The sequence below is a fragment of the Micromonospora sp. ABR4_055 genome (assembly GCF_056160425.1).
Map to the genome: position 1 here is coordinate 1 of NZ_JBSWXD010000287.1, position 2916 is coordinate 2916.

A 2916-nucleotide genomic window follows, 5' to 3' on the forward strand; every position below is an offset into this window, starting at 1 on the left:
TGACTTTAAGCACCCTCTTTTGGTGAGGGGGGGAGGGAAAGGGGGATGGAAAAGGGAAAAACAGCATGTGATGTGCCCTACTGTTATCTGCGCGGGAGGTCCCCCCCCCCCCGCAACCGGCCGGGCTGGCTCCGGCTGCGGAACCTCTTCGTGGGCGGCGCGGCGGCGGCGGCGATCTCCGCCGGCGTCGTACTGGCGCCGACCGCGCAGGCGGCGGAGAGCCCGTTCGAGCGGGGACCGGCGCCGTCGGCGGCCAGCATCACGGCGGCCAACGGTCCGTTCGACATCGACGAGACGGTGGTACGTCGTTCCCAGGCCTCGGGCTTCGGGGGTGGGACCATCTTCTTCCCGACGTCGACCACGGAGGGCACCTTCGGCGGGGTGGTGATCGCGCCCGGTTTCACCGCCCGGCAGTCGTCGATGGCGTGGCTGGCGCCGAGGCTGGCGTCGCAGGGCTTCGTGGTGTTCAACATCGACACGAACACGACGACCGACCAGCCGGCCAGTCGGGGCCGGCAGATGCTGGCCGCGCTGGACTTCCTCACTCAGGACAGTCCGGTGCAGGACCGGGTTGATGCCGACCGGTTGGCAGTTATCGGACACTCGATGGGTGGGGGAGGAGCTCTGGAAGCGGCGGACGCCCGGCCGGAACTGCGGGCAGCCATCCCGTTGACCCCGTGGAACCTCACCAAGAACTGGTCCGACCTGCAGGTGCCGACGATGATCATCGGCGCAGAGCGGGACGGCATCGCTTCGGTACGGCGCCACTCGGAACGGTTCCACGCGAGCTTCCCGGACGACCTCGAGTCGGCGTATCTGGAACTGCGGGGTGCCAGCCACTTCGCGCCCAACATCCCGAATGCCACGATCGCCTCGTCCAGTGTCGCCTGGTTGAAGCGGTTCGTCGACGACGACCTGCGGTACGAGCAGTTCCTCTGCCCGCCGCCGGCCGACGACCGCGCCTTCTCCGAGTACATCGACAGCTGCCCGCTGCTCTGATTGGGTAGGACGTGCCGGACCCGGGGGCGGCCGGGAACGGCACGGTGCGCGAGGATGAGCAAGTGGAAGCTCTCAGACTCGTACTGCTCTACGCCCACCTGATCGGGTTCGCGTTGCTACTCGGTGGGGCTGTCGCCCAGTGGTTCAGCGGTCGCATCCGGATCAACCCGGCGATGCTCTGGGGCGCGGTGATCCAGGTCGTCACCGGCATCGGGCTGTCCGCGCCGTTGCGGGACGGCGCCGAGCCGGCCCCGGCGAAACTCGTTACCAAACTGGTGCTCGGGCTCGCCATCCTGGCGATGGTCTTCTTCTCCCGTAAGCGCGAATCGGTCAACAAGGGGCATTTCCTGGCGATCATCGTGCTGACGTTGGTCAACGCCGCCGTCGCCGTCTTCTGGCGCTGACGCCACGCCACCGTACCGCGACCGACCGTGCCGTCACCTGCCCCGGTCACGACCGGGTGAACCGCCGACGACCCGCTGCCGCCCCTTATAGGGTCGGCGGCGGGAGCGACCCTGCGGATCCGCGGGTGATCTCCCGCGCGGGAGAGTTACGCGAGGGTAACGGCGGCTCAACAGTCGTGCACGATTGTCGGCCGGTGGACGGGACCGCGCGTACGCTCCCGTCCAAAGTACGTCCGGTCCGACCGGCCGGGTGGGGACGCGATGCCGCGACAGTCTGCGGTGTGCAATGGAAGGAGACCGTCTTGCGCGCTACGCGTGGGATGCGGATCGTCTCGATGTTCGCGGCGGGTGGGCTGGCGCTCACCGCTGCCGCGTGCGGCGAGGCGCCCGATAACGAAGGCACGGACGGCACCGGTGGCGAGCCCACCGAGGCGTACAAGGCGTGCATGGTGACCGACGTCGGCGGCATCGACGACCGGTCCTTCAACGCCTCGGCCTGGGCCGGGATCGAGGCGGCGCAGAGCGAGAACGACGCGGTCGACGGCGACTACGTCGCCTCCAGCGCCGAGGCCGACTACGAGCCGAACCTGACCGGCTACGTCACCGGGGACTGCGACTTCATCCTCGCCGTCGGCGGCCTGATGCGCGACGCCACCATCGCGGTCGCCGAGGCCAACCCGGACCAGCAGTTCGGCATCGTCGACGCCACGACCGACCTGGCCAACGTCTACCCGATGCAGTTCGACACCGCCCAGGCCGCGTTCCTCGCCGGCTACCTGGCGGCCGGGTTCTCCGAGAGCGGCATCGTCGGCACCTACGGCGGCATGCCGATCCCGCCGGTGACCATCTTCATGGACGGCTTCGTCGACGGCGTCGCCCACTACAACGAGGTCAAGAGCGCCGACGTGCAGGTGCTCGGCTGGGACAAGGCGACCCAGAACGGCTCGTTCACCAACGACTTCGTCAAGCAGGACGAGGGCAAGAAGGTCGGCGACAGCCTGGTCGCCCAGGGCGCCGACGTGATCATGCCGGTCGCCGGGGGCGCCGGGCTCGGCACCGCCGCTGCCGCGCAGGCCGCCGGTGGCGCGTACAGCGTGATCTGGGTCGACGTCGACGGCTGCCAGAGCGCCGAGCAGTACTGCGACACCTTCCTGACCACCGTGGTCAAGAACATCCCGGACGCGGTGAAGCAGGCCGTGCTCGCCGGCGCGAACGGCGACGAGCTCAGCGCCGACCCGGGCTACCTGGGCAACCTGGAGAACAACGGCGTCTCGCTGGCCCCGTACAACGAGTTCGACGACCGCGTCTCCGACGAGCTGAAGGCCGAGGTCGAGCAGCTCAAGGCGGACATCATCGCCGGCACCATCGAGGTCACCTCCGCCGCGCAGCCGGAGTAACCGGCAACTGGCGCGCCGGGCTGTTCCGGCACGCCTCGCGAGCGACACCCCGCCCCCGGTGCAAGGGGGCCAAAAAACCAAGAAACAAAGAAGAAACCAACACCAAACCCCCCCAA

General features: G+C 68.8%; 3 protein-coding genes. All 3 read left to right on the plus strand.

What is annotated here, in order from left to right:
- The first annotated feature begins 45 nt into the window (after positions 1-45).
- The 3 genes from ACXAHD_RS31790 to ACXAHD_RS31800 all read left to right on the plus strand — a co-directional run bounded on the left by ACXAHD_RS31790 (position 46) and on the right by ACXAHD_RS31800 (position 2800).
- A complete protein-coding gene (locus ACXAHD_RS31790; RefSeq protein WP_475055111.1) occupies positions 46-999 on the plus strand; it encodes an alpha/beta hydrolase family protein in 954 nt (317 codons plus the stop codon).
- Positions 1000-1061: 62 nt separating this feature from the next.
- Complete coding sequence (locus tag ACXAHD_RS31795; protein ID WP_281553222.1) at positions 1062-1403, plus strand: hypothetical protein; 342 nt, start codon at positions 1062-1064, stop codon at positions 1401-1403.
- Positions 1404-1723: 320 nt separating this feature from the next.
- A complete protein-coding gene (locus ACXAHD_RS31800) occupies positions 1724-2800 on the plus strand; it encodes a BMP family lipoprotein (protein ID WP_475055114.1) in 1077 nt (358 codons plus the stop codon).
- The last annotated feature ends 116 nt before the right edge of the window (positions 2801-2916 follow it).